At 41.1% G+C, this 12,200-nt stretch carries 13 protein-coding genes; 10 read left to right on the top strand and 3 right to left on the bottom strand.

Annotation, left to right across the window (positions count from 1 at the left end; all coding sequences use genetic code 11):
* The first annotated feature begins 21 nt into the window (after positions 1 to 21).
* On the top strand, positions 22 to 720 hold the full coding sequence (locus HC179_RS21285) for a DUF1510 family protein (RefSeq protein ID WP_168864446.1): 699 nt from the start codon (positions 22 to 24) through the stop codon (positions 718 to 720).
* 438 nt (positions 721 to 1,158) lie between these two features.
* The gene (locus HC179_RS11585; RefSeq protein WP_168864445.1) at positions 1,159 to 2,118 is read left to right on the top strand and encodes a nuclease-related domain-containing protein; all 960 of its coding nucleotides are present in this window, start codon (positions 1,159 to 1,161) and stop codon (positions 2,116 to 2,118) included.
* Between the two features lie 21 nt (positions 2,119 to 2,139).
* Here the strand turns inward: HC179_RS11585 and HC179_RS11580 are convergent, their stop codons facing one another.
* Together HC179_RS11580 and HC179_RS11575 are read right to left on the bottom strand one after the other, a co-directional pair.
* Positions 2,140 to 2,625 carry a hypothetical protein gene (locus tag HC179_RS11580; protein ID WP_168864444.1) on the bottom strand — a complete coding sequence of 162 codons (486 nt, stop codon included), beginning with the start codon at positions 2,623 to 2,625 and terminating at the stop codon, positions 2,140 to 2,142.
* A 58-nt stretch (positions 2,626 to 2,683) separates the two neighbouring features.
* Positions 2,684 to 2,899 carry a YrzA family protein gene (locus tag HC179_RS11575; protein WP_168864443.1) on the bottom strand — a complete coding sequence of 72 codons (216 nt, stop codon included), beginning with the start codon at positions 2,897 to 2,899 and terminating at the stop codon, positions 2,684 to 2,686.
* 210 nt (positions 2,900 to 3,109) lie between these two features.
* On the opposite strand from HC179_RS11575, the gene HC179_RS11570 reads away from it, so the two are divergent.
* The 6 genes from HC179_RS11570 to HC179_RS11545 all read left to right on the top strand — a co-directional run bounded on the left by HC179_RS11570 (position 3,110) and on the right by HC179_RS11545 (position 8,650).
* Positions 3,110 to 3,751: a class I SAM-dependent methyltransferase gene (locus HC179_RS11570; protein ID WP_168864442.1), complete on the top strand. Its 642-nt coding sequence runs from the start codon at positions 3,110 to 3,112 to the stop codon at positions 3,749 to 3,751.
* Between the two features lie 78 nt (positions 3,752 to 3,829).
* Positions 3,830 to 4,531: a 5'-methylthioadenosine/S-adenosylhomocysteine nucleosidase gene (gene mtnN, locus HC179_RS11565; protein WP_168864441.1), complete on the top strand. Its 702-nt coding sequence runs from the start codon at positions 3,830 to 3,832 to the stop codon at positions 4,529 to 4,531.
* A gap of 33 nt (positions 4,532 to 4,564) precedes the next feature.
* Positions 4,565 to 5,488, top strand: a complete 924-nt coding sequence (locus tag HC179_RS11560; RefSeq protein WP_168864465.1) for a PLP-dependent cysteine synthase family protein — start codon at positions 4,565 to 4,567, stop codon at positions 5,486 to 5,488.
* Position 5,489: 1 nt separating this feature from the next.
* On the top strand, positions 5,490 to 6,626 hold the full coding sequence (locus tag HC179_RS11555; protein WP_168864440.1) for a bifunctional cystathionine gamma-lyase/homocysteine desulfhydrase: 1,137 nt from the start codon (positions 5,490 to 5,492) through the stop codon (positions 6,624 to 6,626).
* A 136-nt stretch (positions 6,627 to 6,762) separates the two neighbouring features.
* Positions 6,763 to 8,298, top strand: a complete 1,536-nt coding sequence (locus HC179_RS11550) for a carboxypeptidase M32 (protein ID WP_205825300.1) — start codon at positions 6,763 to 6,765, stop codon at positions 8,296 to 8,298.
* 118 nt (positions 8,299 to 8,416) lie between these two features.
* Complete coding sequence (locus tag HC179_RS11545) at positions 8,417 to 8,650, top strand: YrhC family protein (RefSeq protein ID WP_168864439.1); 234 nt, start codon at positions 8,417 to 8,419, stop codon at positions 8,648 to 8,650.
* A 49-nt stretch (positions 8,651 to 8,699) separates the two neighbouring features.
* Here HC179_RS11545 and HC179_RS11540 read toward each other — a convergent pair whose 3' ends face one another.
* Positions 8,700 to 9,536 carry a thermonuclease family protein gene (locus HC179_RS11540; RefSeq protein WP_168864438.1) on the bottom strand — a complete coding sequence of 279 codons (837 nt, stop codon included), beginning with the start codon at positions 9,534 to 9,536 and terminating at the stop codon, positions 8,700 to 8,702.
* A 172-nt stretch (positions 9,537 to 9,708) separates the two neighbouring features.
* Here HC179_RS11540 and HC179_RS11535 point away from each other — a divergent pair, with 172 nt between their 5' ends.
* On the top strand, positions 9,709 to 10,662 hold the full coding sequence (locus tag HC179_RS11535) for an ABC transporter ATP-binding protein (protein ID WP_168864437.1): 954 nt from the start codon (positions 9,709 to 9,711) through the stop codon (positions 10,660 to 10,662).
* On the top strand, positions 10,662 to 12,185 hold the full coding sequence (locus tag HC179_RS11530; RefSeq protein ID WP_168864436.1) for an ABC transporter permease/substrate-binding protein: 1,524 nt from the start codon (positions 10,662 to 10,664) through the stop codon (positions 12,183 to 12,185). Before HC179_RS11535 ends, HC179_RS11530 begins: the two co-directional genes overlap by 1 nt.
* Positions 12,186 to 12,200 lie beyond the last annotated feature (15 nt).

Raw genomic sequence — 12,200 nt, 5'->3', positions numbered from 1 at the left:
CTTTGACTAGGAGGGACTGTCGTGTCTTTAGACTTTAACAAAGGTGGCTCACGTTACGGCCGAACAACCAAGCGTAAAAAAACAAACATGATCTTGAATATCCTGATTGGTGTTGTATTTATATTTATCATCGTTCTTGCTTCTTCCTTGTTCTTCGGAAAGAATGACCCAGCTACAGATAACGAAAATCAGCTGGCTACAGGAGAACAGGAATTAAGTGAAACAGAAGAGAACGAAGCAGAGCAAGAATCCGAGGAAGCTGCTCCAACTGACGAGGAAGAAGCTGAAGCAGAATCTGAGGAAGCGGAAGAATCTGCTGAGAAAGAAAAGGAGAAAGAGGAAAAGGAAAAAGAGGAAGAATCCGAAGAAGCTGACGATTCTGAGACAGAGGTTTCCGAAAACTCCGATGACCCAAATGTTATTAAAACGATGACCAATCCTGGTTGGGGACCAGTAGGAACTTCTCAATCTGAACCTCATACTTCCGTTTATGAAGAAGGTCATGTAGACTGGAATGAAAAGTTAAAAGCCGTGGAGGCAGCTACCCGTTTAAACAGTGGGGATTACACATTGTACTTCCTGGGTAATGGCGGCAGCGAACACTTATCTGTAGCGTCTATCAAAAACAAATCCACCGGTGAGAACTTCAAAGTCTATTTGGAGTGGGTAACCAACAAAGGTTGGAAACCTACAAAGGTGGAGCAGGTTAAGGCGTTGTAAGTATGTGATTTTTCATAAAGGTGGCGGACTTATCCCATTGGGGGTGGGTCTTTTTTTGTGGGCTTGAACTTGGGTGCAAGGTCAAGGGATTGAAGTGTTGAAGGGCTTTTGGTGGGGGAGTGGTTTAGCGTTGGGGGGGCGGGGGCGGAAGCGGCGAAACAGGGGTATCGCGGGTGTCGGATGTTGGGGTATTTTGTCGAACTGCTCGTAAATGTCATGTATCGGCTCGTATTTTTGAAAAACGGAAAATAAATCGTGCGTTACGGCTCGTATATTTCCGTAACGGAAAATAAAATGAGGAGTTTGGAAAATAAACTTTTCAACGAGATTTCTCGAATTGGTCACGTAAAACAAATGCTTAGAAAAAGATGACTTTTGTGCAGGAAATTAACTAAGATGAAGAGAATACACTTAATATTGAAAAAGCGGAGGTGGAAAATGATCAAAAAGCAAAGGGAAAAGTCGCATAGACTTCTAACTCATGAAGCAGCAATGCGAAGAGTCCCAAAAAATCATCCTAAATACTCACTAATAGAAAAAGAACATGGTAGATTATTCTACGGCCATAAAGGGGAAGATGCAATGGATTACTTTTTAACCTATCTCCCTGATGACAAATACTTTATATTAAATAGTCTCAGGCTTGAAGATCCAAAAGGTAGATTCTTTCAAATGGACACAGTTCTTCTCTCACAGACACACTGCATTATAGTTGATTCAAAGTATATAAATGGAGTTTTAGAGTTTGACCAGCAGGCAAATCAACTAATAAGACACTTACCTGAAAATGGAGGATTAGAAAAATTAAGCGATCCGATTTCTCAAACGGCACGTCAAAGGCTTCAGCTTGGACTTTGGCTAGAGAAACACAATTTCCCTCCGATACCAATCGCAAGTCTCATCGCTTTAACTCATACTAATACCACTCTTATCAAGACTACACCCTCTATTCTAAAAAAAGTTACTTTTCATACGAACCTTCCAAACAGAATACAAGAGATTAACAGTAATCATAGGCACGAACAACTAAGTAAGAAAGATCTCCTAAAACTCTCAAAACTGATGATAAAAAAGCATACTCCTGATAAGTTTAATCTTCTTTCCTATTATAATATTGAACCCCATGAGCTAATACTTGGGGTAATCTGTACTTCTTGTAAATGTGTCCCAATGCAAAAAAAGAGATCAACATGGCATTGCTTTAAATGTGGAGATTGTTCTAAAGTCTCACATCTAGAAGCACTTTCTGATCATAAATTGTTGATAGGGAATATAGTCACAAATAAAGAAATACGGTGGTTTCTTCAACTACCTTCTCCAACAGCTACTTCCAAATACTTATCCTCATTAAACCTTAGATTCGAAGGGGACTATAAAGGTCGGAGATATTTCCTGTAGAGAAATAATACAAAAAAACGCTCACTCCCGAGCGCTTTCGTCCACTTCAATCAGAAATGCGTAGTAGGCATCTCCGTCATATGCTTTATTTTTCCACCTTGCAAAGTAGGAGAAGTAATATAGACCCTCTTCTGTTGGTGCAATGAATTTGTTGTTAACTGCCAAGACAACAATATTCTCATATTGATCAGTCAACGAAAAATCCACTGAATATTCACTAGGCTCCGGTCCATCCAAAATATCGATTGTTATTTCCTCTCCTGGCGCTACTATTATTGGTTCTTTATCTGCCAAAAGGTCAACAGAGCCGGAGTGGTCTTCACACACTCCTTGACGATTGTTGCTCCAACAGAAGCTACCTCGCACCGTTTCATATGTATCTTCATCAACTATTACAACAGCTTCAGGTGGTGTAATCCGTTCCGTATCAACTGACCCTGACATTCCGGAGCATCCGGTCAGCAACAAAATAATCCCCAATCCCAACATAGAGATTAATACACGCATTCAGTACGCCTCCTTCTCAACTTACTAGACGTACTGATTTTCCTATAAGTTACACGTATCAGAATTTATTTCCCTTCAACCTAAAATGCACGACCGCACTATAAAAGCGTCTGCCTTCCTCGTCCACATGCATTTGATGGGATACGGAGTGAACCCCAAGCATAATGGCGCGATTATGATCAATTTGCTCATTTATTTTTTTCTCTAACGTCTTTAAATCAAGTGCTTCAAAGAATTCCACTTTATCTTCCAACAAACTAAATTCAAAGTTCATAATTCCAAGTCCTTTCGTCGGGTTTATGCCATGTAGTTTTGTAGCCCTTTTGAAATTGCTCTAACCCTACTCCTACCAACTATCTAAGTATATCCTACCAAACATTTTCATTGAAGAAAATAGAAACATGTGTTAGATTGAGAACAGTTAATTTTTAAAAACATACTATGCTTATAGGAATTATATAAATTATTCGTGGAGTGATCATCTATGGGACGTGAATTCGTCGAACTGTTTAACGATTGGGCAAATTATTATGATGCGACAGTAAGCGGAAAGGATCAAGAATATGCAGAGGTTTTCCGTGGGTATGATGATATCTTAAAGGATGTGGCCTCTAAGGCACTAAGCCCTGTCGTAGAATTTGGTGTAGGAACCGGGAACCTCACAAACGAACTGCTGAAAAATGGCTATGAAGTTTTTGCTATCGAGCCATCCAAAACGATGCGCGAAAAAGCTGCCGAAAAGCTTCCAAAGACGGTCAGCCTTGAGGATGGTGACTTCCTAAGCTTTCCGATACCAACTGAACCAATCCAATCCATTGTCAGCACGTATGCGTTTCACCATCTGACAGATGCAGAAAAGGAAGAAGCGGTGGCGCACTATGGAAAGTTACTTGATAAAGGTGGTAAAATAGTATTTGCTGATACGGTCTTTGAAAATAAAGAGGCGTACAGAGCGACAATTGAACAGGCAGAAAAGCACACGTTTTTAAATCTGGCTAATGATTTAAAGACTGAATACTATACAACACTGGATGTCCTGACAGCTATTTTTGAAAAGCATGGATTTGAAGTGGAGTACCAGCGATTTAATCATTTTGTCTGGGTAATGGAAGCGACGAAACAATAGCAGGTGGGCATTACATGTTCTCTTTTCTAAAGAGGTGGATGTTCCTGCCGCTCATATTAAGAAAAGAGGGATTTCATAATGAAAGTAGCAATTATCGGAGCAATGGAAGAAGAAGTAACCATCATGCGTGAAAAGATTGAAGGTATGGAAACAACAACTGTTGCAGGTTGTGAATATTATACAGGAACATTGAATGGCGTGGATGTTGTTCTTTCAAAATCAGGGATTGGGAAAGTAAATGCGGCGCTTAGTACGTCTTTACTTTTAGAACGTTTCAAGCCTGAAGTAGTTATTAATACAGGATCTGCAGGTGGGTTCTCGCCAGCATTAAATGTTGGAGATGTTGTTATTTCGACGGAAGTTCGTCATCATGATGTGGATGTGACGGCTTTTGGATATGAATACGGACAAGTTCCGGGCTTGCCGGCAGCATTTGAAGCAGATGCAAAGCTTATGGCTTTAGCAAAAAAAGCGGCTGAAAATGTGAGCGGTATGCAGGTTGTGGAAGGACTGATTGCAACAGGGGATTCCTTTATGAATGATCCGGTACGTGTGGAAGCGGTTCGTGAAAAGATGCCCAAGCTGCAAGCTGCGGAAATGGAAGCGGCGGCAATTGCACAAGTTTGTCATGCGTTTGAAGTACCGTTTGTGGTAATCCGTGCACTGTCTGACATCGCAGGAAAAGAATCCAATATCAGTTTCGATCAATTCCTAAGTAAAGCAGCATTGCATTCTTCCATGTTAATTGAAAATATGCTGAGTGAGCTGAAAAACGCTTAACACACGGAAGTAATGTCTGCGGGGGGATAAATGATGAACGTTTTTAAAAATGTCCATGGCTTGATAGGCAATACACCTGTCGTGGAGTTGACTAATTTTGAGGTGCCACAAGGGGTGCGCCTCTTTGCTAAGCTTGAATTTTATAATCCAGGCGGAAGTATTAAAGACCGATTAGGAAAAGAGCTTTTAGAAGATGCGGTTCGTTCCGGAAAGCTGAAAGAAGGCGGGACGATTATTGAACCAACGGCTGGTAATACTGGTATTGGTCTTGCGCTAGCAGCAGTCGGCACCGGCTATAAGGTGATGGTATGTATGCCGGAGAAGTTCAGTGTGGAAAAACAAGAACTCATGAAGGCACTTGGTGCAACGATTGTTCACACGCCAACACCTCTCGGGATGAAGGGTGCCATAGAGAAAGCGAAGGAGCTTAACAAGGAAATACCCAATTCCTATTGTCCGCAGCAGTTCGGTAACCCTGCCAATCCAGAAACCTATTACAAGACACTGGGTCCTGAGCTTTGGAAGCAGTTGGATGGACAGGTGAATGTATTTGTTGCGGGAGCTGGAACTGGTGGAACATTCATGGGAACAGCAAAATATATGAAAGAAAAGAACCCCGATGTGAAAACGGTCATCGTGGAGCCCGAGGGTTCGATTCTTAACGGCGGCGAGTCCGGTCCACATAAAACTGAAGGCATCGGGATGGAATTTTTACCAGGATACATGGATGCAGCATACTTCGACTCCATCCACACAGTGTATGATGTGGATGCGTTTGAACGCGTCAAAGAATTGGCGCAAAAAGAAGGATTGTTGGTCGGGAGCTCATCAGGGGCAGCACTTCATGCAGCCTTGGATGAAGCAAAAATTGCCCAACCTGGAACCAACATTGTGATGATTTTTGCCGATAGCAGCGAACGCTATTTAAGCAAAAAGATTTATGAAGGAGGAATTTGATATGCATAAAAAAACAAAGTTGATACATGGTGGAATATTTGGAGATCCTCATACTGGGGCGGTTTCCACTCCCATCTATCAAGTTAGTACCTATAAACAGGAGAGTGTAGGAAACTTTAAGGGGTATGAGTACTCCAGAACGGGAAATCCGACACGACATGCGCTTGAAGAATTAATCAAGGATCTAGAAAATGGGAAAGCGGGCTTCGCTTTTGGTTCTGGTATGGCGGCCATTACAGCCGTTATGATGTTGTTTGACAGCGGTGACCACGTGGTCTTAACAGATGATGTGTACGGTGGAACATACCGTGTCATGACAAAGGTGCTAAATAGAATGGGGATCAGCTCTACTTTTGTAGACACTAGCAAGGTGGAAAATATTGAGGCAGCCATTCAAGAGAATACGAAGGCGCTTTTCATTGAAACACCGACTAACCCATTGTTAAAAGTGACTGATATCCAAAAAGCGAGTTTAGTTGCCAAAAAGCATAATCTCCTGACGATTGTCGATAACACGTTCAGCACGCCATACTGGCAGACACCAATTAATCTTGGTGCAGACATTGTTCTTCATAGTGCGACGAAGTACATTGGAGGGCACAGTGATGTGGTGGCTGGTCTTGTTGTTGTTAACTCTGAGAAATTGGCAGAAGAGCTGCATTTTGTTCAGAATTCAACGGGAGGCATATTAGGACCGCAGGATTCTTGGTTATTGATGCGTGGAATTAAAACGCTTGGACTTCGAATGGAAGCGACGGAAAAGAACACTAACCGTATCGTTGAATTCCTTGAAAGCCATCCGTTCGTAGGAAAAGTTTATTATCCTGGATTGGAAGATCATCCGAACCATGAGGTTGCCAAGCAGCAAGCTGGCGGTTTTGGTGGAATGGTGTCCTTTGATATCGGAAGTGCCGAGAAAGCAGATCAGCTATTGGCAAGAATTAAATACTTCACGTTAGCGGAAAGTCTAGGAGCGGTAGAAAGTTTAATTTCTGTTCCAGCACGAATGACGCATGCATCCATTCCAGCAGAACGTCGTGCAGAACTTGGAATTGTTGATGGATTGGTCCGTATATCAGTTGGTATTGAAGATGTAGAAGATCTTATTGCAGATCTGAAACAGGCTATTGAAGGTTAAAAGTGATGTAAGGTCCTATGAGAGTAAAGCTCTTATAGGGCTTTTTTTGCGGCTGTTGGTTAGCGTTCTAGTAAAAATCTGATATAATATAAAAATAATACATAATTTTCATACTATTTTTACTAGGAGGATTATCATGTCTACAGTACCTGTATTAGAGAAGAATGTTCAAGAAAAAGTGGATGCATTCAACAAGCTTGATGAGAAGCTTTGCCATTATAATGATGTGTTGGGGCTCCTTAGCTGGGATTCTAAAACGAAAGCACCTAAAAAAGGACGTTCCTTGTTTGGAAAAGCAAGAGGAACATTATCAACGGAAGCTTTCAAACTATCTATCTCAGAAGAAATGGGAGAATTGCTTACATACTTAACAGAAGAAAAAGTTTGGGTGCAATTGGATGAAGCGACAAAGGCATGTGTAGGCGAGAGGAAAAATAATTATGATAAATCAATAAAAATCCCTGCAGATGAATATCAAGAATATGTCATTCTTGTTAATGATGCGAATGAGGCCTGGGAAGAAGCACGGGAAAAGAATGACTTTGCCTCTTACGCACCTGTTCTTGAAAAAGTGCTGGCATTCAAGAAAAAGTTTGGTGAATATTATGGCTATGAAGGGCATCCATACAATGCGATGCTAAATGAGTTTGAGCCGGGATTGACTGTTGAGAAGCTCGATCCATTGTTTAAAGAGCTTCGTGAAAAAAGTGTGGAGATATTAAATAAAATCAAAGCTTCACCATCTCAACCGCGAGAAGATATTTTCGCACAGGAGTATGATATAGATGCTCAAAAGAAATTTAATCAATATATTCTGCCTTTAATCGGCTTTGATATGGAAGGCGGTCGCTTGGACGAAACGGTGCATCCGTTTGCTTCTTCTGTCAATACTGGGGATGTTCGAATCACTACGCGCTATTTGAAAGATAATGTTCGTTCCGCTATTTTTGGCACCATCCATGAGGCTGGACACGGAATGTATGAACAAGGAGTTAATCCTGCCTATGAAGGAAGAGTGATTCGACGTGGGACATCCTTTGGTATTCACGAGTCGCAATCTCGCTTCTTAGAAAATATGGTAGGACGCAGTAAGGAATTTTGGACTTATTTTTATAAAGATTTACAAGAGCATTTTCCTGAGCAGCTGCAAGATGTCTCATTGGAAGATTTCTATGCTGCCACAAATAGAGTAGATCCATCTTTCATTCGTGTGGAAGCAGATGAGCTGACTTACAATCTTCATATCATGATTCGCTATGAAATTGAAAAAGGTTTATTTGCCGGGGAATATGAAGTGAAGGATCTGCCAAAGGTATGGAATGAAAAGATGGAAGAATATCTAGGAATTACGCCACCAACAGACACACTTGGTGTCCTTCAGGATGTGCACTGGTCCTTTGGCGGTTTCGGTTATTTCCCATCCTACTCACTAGGTAATCTTTATGCGGCTCAAATTCTCTATACGTTTATCAAGGAGATGCCTGATTTCTATGACAAAATTGAACAGGGAGATTTCATGGCAATCCGCGGGTGGTTAAGAGAGAATATCCATCAATATGGAAAACTTTATTCTCCAAACGAATTGATTGTGAAAGTGACGGGAGAAGAATTGGATGCAAAACATTTGGTAAGATACTTAGAAGAGAAGTATTCTGCTATCTATCAATTTTAACTAATAGGAAAAGCCTTCTGTTTTGCTGCAGAAGGCTTTTGACGTTTCCCGGAAGAAATTACATACCGGAAAACCTAGCAAACTATGTTAAAGTGAATAGTAGATGGGGGGAATCTAGATGAATTCGAAGGTATTACAAGCAAAGATTCAAGATTATACTAGATATGCCATTATTTTAACGACCGTCAGTGTGTTTTTATATATTGGAGTAGCTTTTCAGCATGCAGGAAAAGAAGCTTTGCAGATTTTTACAATGATGGGTGCCACAGTTGTTTTACTTGGTGGGGCAGTGTTCTTTGTATGGAGAGCGAGAAAGTTGAAAAAGATTTTACAAGAACAGGATGAACAATAAATAAATTGAAGAGGAGCCTTTGTTCGGGCTCCTCTTCTTTCATCCCAATTTATCTCATCGACTTCCGGTATCCCGCCTTTTCAGCTTCTTCTTCAGAGTTAAAGCAAGCTTCTGGAATGGTCCGATCATAGTAAGCTCCTGTTTTAACGTGATAGATCTTTTCGCCGCTTGAGCTGATATTCCCTTTTACTTTGCAGCTTTCTGAAACGGGATTTTCTTCGGTAGGAACTACAGCAACCGGGTCCTCAACATATTCAGGAAAAAAGCCATCTTCTTGTGCATAGTTCTCTACACTCCAAATGCCTATCCCTTCCGCTTGAGCCTTCTTTTGAATAGCTTGGTAGGTATCTACATATCTCGTGTTGGGTGGGAAAATATATGCTACTCGTGCCAACCCGCGCTTGAGAAGCTCTTCCTGTGCTGACAAGCCATTCACAAATACATATGCCAAAATTCGTCCATAGTGGTCCCGTTCGCTTACATCGAGCTCTATTTCCACTTTTCCGTCTTCCATGAACTCTTCCATAAACTTCTTCGCTTCTGGACCAAACGGCTGTGGACCGTCCATTCTAGGGTGGTTCGTTTCAGGAGTATCTACAAGCAAGAACCGGATATTCTCTTCTTTATTATTAATTATCACCTTTATTGTGTCTCCGTCTATGACACGAACGAGAGGGACCTCTGTCCTTTCGTATTCTGGTTCGGTCTCTTCAAGATTCTCTGTTTCTGTTTCTGTTTTGGATGAACTCTCATCAGGTGGATCAACTAGCTCTTGAACTGATTTAGTTGAATTGTTCTCTGTCACAGTGGAGGAACTCTCATCCAAAGAGCAGCCTGCCAATACAAGAACAAGAACTAAAAACCATGTATATAATTTTATTCTCATAAGTGTCTCCTTTCGGTGCAAAAAAGTATTCCTCATTATATCATGCAACAAGTCTTGTCCTGCGCGATTTTTAAAACAAAGTTTGACACTCTAAAAAGTAGGGTATTTATAGTTTGTGCTTTTAGGAAATACTGTAGAGAAATAAATACTTGTATGGGGGAGTGAGAAGGTTTTGATAACCTTTCAGGATGTAACCAAAACATACGAAGATGGGACAACCGCCGTCCAATCCTTTAATGTAGAAATTAAAGAAGGAGAATTCTTTGTCCTAATAGGACCGAGTGGATGCGGAAAAACAACTACGTTGAAAATGATCAATCGATTACATAATGTAACCAATGGGGATATTCTCATTGACGGGAAGAGTATCTCAGAACATAATATCCATGAACTTCGCTGGAATATTGGCTATGTTCTCCAGCAAATTGCGCTTTTTCCACATATGACGATCGAGGAGAACATATCCATCGTTCCAGAGCTTAAATCCTGGAAAAAAGCAGACATCTCCAAAAGAGTGGATGAGTTGCTCGACCTTGTAGGACTCGAGCCGTCTATCTATAAAAAACGAAAGCCATCTGAATTATCAGGAGGTCAACAACAACGTGTAGGAGTGGCTAGAGCTTTGGCGGCCAATCCACCTATCATTTTAATGGACGAGCCATTTAGTGCGCTTGATCCCCTCAGCAGGGAACAGTTGCAACAAGATTTTCTTAGCTTGAAAAAGAAAATCCAAAAAACCATCGTGTTTGTCACACACGATATGAACGAAGCCCTAACACTTGGCGACCGGATCTGCCTTATGAAAGAAGGAGAGGCAGTACAAATAGGAACGCCAGAAGAGTTTGTCAATAACCCGAAAAACGATTTTGTGAAATTTTTTATCGGGAATAGACGCAGTGTTCTTCAGAAAACCATTGAGGAACTAATAGAAGACTTGAAAATAGGTTCTTCAGAAACGCCTTTCCGAGAAGTAGACAGTAAGCTAACCCTTGGAGACCTCCTTGCATTTTTTGCAGATGAAGAGGCCGTTACAATTATGCAAGATAACCAACCTTTAGGCGTCCTTTCTAGGAAAGATGTACTTCACTTCCTTCATAAGCACAGCGAAGAAGGAGGGCTTGTATAATGACATTCCTTCAAGAACTATATGCAGCACGTGGCGATCAGCTCTGGACCGCGCTATTAGAACATATTCAAATATCGGTCATTGCCCTGGCCATAGCAGTGTTCATTTCTGTACCGTTGGGTGTGTTATTAACGAGAAAAGAGCGTATTGCAGAGCCTATTATTGGTATAACAGCGGTCATGCAGACTATCCCCTCTCTTGCTTTGTTAGGGCTATTAATTCCTCTTGTTGGGATTGGGTTTGTTCCAGCAGTCATCGCATTATTTCTCTATGCATTGCTCCCAATATTAAGAAATACCTATACAGGTATAAAAGAAGTAGATCCTTCCTTGCGTGAAGCGGCAAAAGCAATGGGAATGACTTCTATGAAAAGGTTATTTCGAGTGGAGTTGCCGCTTGCATTGCCTGTTATTATGGCAGGTATACGAACAGCGATGGTATTAATTATCGGTACTGCTACCATTGTCGCATTAATTGGAGCAGGAGGATTAGGAAGTCTAATTCTTCTTGGAATAGACCGGAACGACAATGCGTTAATATTACTAGGAGCAATTCCAGCCGCACTCCTTGCGATATTGTTCGATATCATTTTACGTATGATTGAAACGGCTGCAAGAAAAGGATCTGGTAAAAAAGCACTTATCATAGGAATTGCTGTGGTTCTTCTTTTCCTATCTCCTTTTGCAGTAATGAAAGCGACAGAAGCGGACCTTGTTATCAGTGGAAAGATTGGCGCAGAACCCGATATCATCATTAACATGTACAAATTGTTGATTGAAGATGAAACAGATCTCCGTGTTGAATTGCGCCCTTCACTTGGAAACACAAGTTTTGTATACAGAGCCTTGAAAAATAAGGACATTGACATCTACCCTGAGTATTCGGGTACAGCCATTGTCACCTTGTTAGAAGAGGAACCTGTCAGCATTGACGATGAGGAAGTGTTTGAACAGGCCAAAAAAGGATTGCTGGAACAAGATGAGCTTGTGTATCTACAACCAATGGGCTTTAATAACACTTATGCGCTAGCTATCCCGGAGGACTTTGCTGAACAAAATAACATTAATACGATATCTGATTTGAACGGTGCCAAAAATGAAATTAAAGCAGGGTTCACGTTGGAATTCTCTGACCGTGAAGACGGGTACCGAGGAATTCAAGAAGTGTACGGCATCACTTTCCCTAACCTGACCACCATGCAAGCTAAACTACGCTATCAGGCAGTGGAAAATGGCGATGTAAACTTAGTAGACGCCTACTCGACAGATGCAGAAATCAAGCAATTTGGTTTACGTGTTTTGGAAGACGATAAAAACCTATTTCCACCATATCAAGGAGCGGCATTGCTAAGAAAAGAAACTCTTGATGAGCATCCAGAACTAGAAGAAATTCTAAATCAATTGGAAAACCAAATAAATGATGACGAAATGCGTGATATGAACTACCAGGTAACCGTAGAAGGAAAAACCACTTTTGAAGTAGCCAAAGAATTTTTGGAAAAGAAAGGCTTGATAGGGGAATAAATATTAAAAAAACTA

This window comes from Bacillus sp. RO1 (genome assembly GCF_012524115.1).
GTDB lineage: Bacteria > Bacillota > Bacilli > Bacillales > Bacillaceae_I > Sutcliffiella_A.
The sequence above is the reverse complement of the archived record's forward strand: the minus strand, read 5'-3'. Positions and strand labels throughout refer to the sequence as shown.

Bases quoted from the DNA above. Each gene is read 5' to 3' on its own strand.
- HC179_RS11585 (WP_168864445.1), top strand. From the start codon at position 1,159: ATGATCAAAAAGCAAAGGGAAAAGTCGCATAGACTTCTAACTCATGAA.
- HC179_RS11580 (WP_168864444.1), bottom strand. From the start codon at position 2,625: ATGCGTGTATTAATCTCTATGTTGGGATTGGGGATTATTTTGTTGCTG.
- HC179_RS11575 (WP_168864443.1), bottom strand. From the start codon at position 2,899: ATGAACTTTGAATTTAGTTTGTTGGAAGATAAAGTGGAATTCTTTGAA.
- HC179_RS11570 (WP_168864442.1), top strand. From the start codon at position 3,110: ATGGGACGTGAATTCGTCGAACTGTTTAACGATTGGGCAAATTATTAT.
- mtnN (WP_168864441.1), top strand. From the start codon at position 3,830: ATGAAAGTAGCAATTATCGGAGCAATGGAAGAAGAAGTAACCATCATG.
- HC179_RS11560 (WP_168864465.1), top strand. From the start codon at position 4,565: ATGAACGTTTTTAAAAATGTCCATGGCTTGATAGGCAATACACCTGTC.
- HC179_RS11555 (WP_168864440.1), top strand. From the start codon at position 5,490: ATGCATAAAAAAACAAAGTTGATACATGGTGGAATATTTGGAGATCCT.
- HC179_RS11550 (WP_205825300.1), top strand. From the start codon at position 6,763: ATGTCTACAGTACCTGTATTAGAGAAGAATGTTCAAGAAAAAGTGGAT.
- HC179_RS11545 (WP_168864439.1), top strand. From the start codon at position 8,417: ATGAATTCGAAGGTATTACAAGCAAAGATTCAAGATTATACTAGATAT.
- HC179_RS11540 (WP_168864438.1), bottom strand. From the start codon at position 9,536: ATGAGAATAAAATTATATACATGGTTTTTAGTTCTTGTTCTTGTATTG.
- HC179_RS11530 (WP_168864436.1), top strand. From the start codon at position 10,662: ATGACATTCCTTCAAGAACTATATGCAGCACGTGGCGATCAGCTCTGG.